Source organism: Pseudomonas sp. R62, assembly GCF_000257605.1.
Classification (GTDB): domain Bacteria; phylum Pseudomonadota; class Gammaproteobacteria; order Pseudomonadales; family Pseudomonadaceae; genus Aquipseudomonas; species Aquipseudomonas atacamensis.
Genome location: NZ_AHZM01000813.1, coordinates 1 through 2,555, shown reverse-complemented (window position 1 = coordinate 2,555; position 2,555 = coordinate 1). Strand labels below are relative to the sequence as shown.

Annotated in this window: 2 protein-coding genes; both read left to right on the top strand. The window is 61.3% G+C overall.

Annotation, left to right across the window (positions count from 1 at the left end; all coding sequences use genetic code 11):
• Positions 1-1,604: DNA topoisomerase IV subunit A (parC, locus tag OQK_RS00145; protein ID WP_016770572.1), on the top strand; the 1,604-nt coding region annotated here is incomplete at its 5' end.
• A 185-nt stretch (positions 1,605-1,789) separates the two neighbouring features.
• Positions 1,790-2,500, top strand: a complete 711-nt coding sequence (locus tag OQK_RS00140; protein ID WP_024011350.1) for a PqiC family protein — start codon at positions 1,790-1,792, stop codon at positions 2,498-2,500.
• Positions 2,501-2,555: the final 55 nt, after the last annotated feature.

Sequence of the window (2,555 nt, the reverse complement as noted above, 5' to 3'; positions counted from 1 at the left end):
ACTATCCGACCGAAGCGGAAATCATCACGCCGCGCGCCGACCTGCTGAAGATGTACGAAACCGGCAAGGGCTCGGTGCGTATGCGCGCCGTGTACCACGTCGAGGACGGCGACATCATCGTTACCGCGCTGCCGCATCAGGTCTCCGGCGCCAAGGTGCTTGAGCAGATCGCCGCGCTGATGCAGGCCAAACCGTCGAAAGCGCCGCAGATCGCCGATCTGCGTGACGAATCCGACCACGAAAACCCGTGCCGCATCGTGATCATCCCGGTCAATAGCCGCGTCGATCACGAAGCGCTGATGCAGCACCTGTTCGCCAGCACTGAGCTGGAATCGACCTACCGGGTCAACGTCAACATCATCGGTCTGGACGGCAAGCCGCAGCTGAAAAACCTCCGTGCGCTGCTGGTCGAATGGCTGGAATTCCGCGTGCTGACCGTGCGTCGCCGCCTGCAATTTCGCCTCGACAAGGTCGAGCGTCGCCTGCACCTGTTGGACGGTTTGCTGATCGCCTACCTCAACCTGGATGAAGTGATTCACATCATCCGTACCGAGGAGCATCCGAAAGCCAAGCTCATCGAGCGCTTCGCCCTCAGCGAGATCCAGGCCGACTACATTCTCGACACCCGTCTGCGTCAGTTGGCGCGACTGGAAGAAATGAAGCTGCGCGACGAGCAGGACGAACTGCTCAAGGAACAAGCCAAGCTGCAAGCCCTGCTGGGCAGCGAAGCCAAGCTGAAGAAACTGGTGCGCACCGAGCTGCTCAAAGACGCCGAAACCTACGGCGACGACCGCCGCTCGCCAATCGTCGAGCGCGCCGAAGCCAAGGCGTTGAGCGAGCACGACCTGCTGCCGAACGAGAAAGTCACCGTCGTGCTGTCGGAAAAAGGCTGGGTACGTTCGGCCAAGGGCCATGACATCGATGCCACCGGTCTGTCGTACAAGGCCGGCGATGGCTTCAAGACCTCGGCGGCGGGGCGCTCCAACCAGTTTGCCGTGTTCATCGACTCCACCGGCCGCAGCTATTCGGTTGCTGCTCATACCTTGCCGTCGGCCCGTGGTCAGGGCGAACCGTTGACCGGCCGTCTGACGCCGCCACCGGGCGCCTCGTTCGAATGCGTGCTGATGCCCGAAGACGATGCGCTGTACGTGATTGCCTCCGATGCCGGTTACGGCTTCGTGGTCAAAGGCGAGGACCTGCAAGCGAAGAACAAGGCCGGCAAAGCGCTGTTGAGCTTGCCGAACAACGCCAAGGTCATCGCACCGCGCCCTGTGGCCGATCGTGAGCAGAACTGGCTGGCCTCGGTCACGACCGAAGGTCGCCTGCTGATCTTCAAAATCAGCGATCTGCCACAATTGGGTAAGGGCAAAGGCAACAAGATCATCGGTATTTCCGGTGAACGCGTGGCCAGTCGCGAAGAATATGTCACGGACATCGCCGTTCTGCCGGAAGGCGCCACCCTGGTGTTGCAGGCTGGCAAACGGACCCTGTCACTGAAAGCCGACGACCTCGAGCACTACAAAGGTGAGCGTGGACGGCGCGGAAACAAACTTCCGCGGGGCTTTCAGCGGGTCGATGCGCTGCTCGTCGAAAACCTCAATTAGGCGAGAACGCCTTCCTAGAGCGTTCGATCTGCGATTAAACGCGTAGATCGACGCTTTGGCGCTGGAGTCGGAACGCATATTCACGGATGATATGGCCTTTCAAGCGCCGGCGTGGCCGAGCGTTCTTCATATTTATTGAGTATTTTCACTGTGGTCAGCCTTGTGGCGGCCACCTGGACGGGATGATGACTGCTCTACGCCCCCTTATTTTGTTGCTCGCCGGCGTTCTTGGCCTGGCGGGTTGCAGCGTTCACCAGCCGGTGTCGCTGTACCAACTGGACAGCGGAAGTCCGGTTCAGCCTGCGCAAAGCGCGGGTATGGCGGTTTTGCTGGGGCCGGTGGTTGTAGCCGATTACCTGCAACGCGAAACCCTGCTGCAACGTCAACCGGACGGCAGCCTGCAAGCGGCGACCGACGGTCGTTGGGCTGGCAGCCTTTCGTCGGATATCGATCAGCTGCTGATGCGTCAGGTCGCCGGTCATTTGGACAGCCAGCGTGTGGTGCTGGCGCCTGCTACCGCCGGGTTCACGCCCGATGTGCAGGTGTTGCTGACCATCACCCGTCTGGATTCCGGGGCAAAACAGCCGGCGATTCTCGATGCGCAGTGGCGGTTGATCGATCGTCGCGGGAAGGTGCGCGATAACCGCATCATTCACCTGCAGGAAACGCACGCTGGCAGCACCGCGTCCCAGGTGCAGGCACAAGGCGTTCTGTTGCAGCGTCTGGCCGAGCAGTTGTCGGTGGCGCTCAAGCCACTGGCCAACCAGCCGCCCGTGGCCGAGGCACCGCGTAAAGCCGCGCCGAAACCCGCAGCGCCAGCGGCGGATGCCGAGAAGCAGCCGAAGATTCCAATGGCCTCGCCGATTCGTACGGATATGGAAGTGTTTCGCTTCTGAGGCTGGAACGAGTCAGAACAGAGCCCGCCTTGTGCGGGCTTTGTTGTGTCTGGAG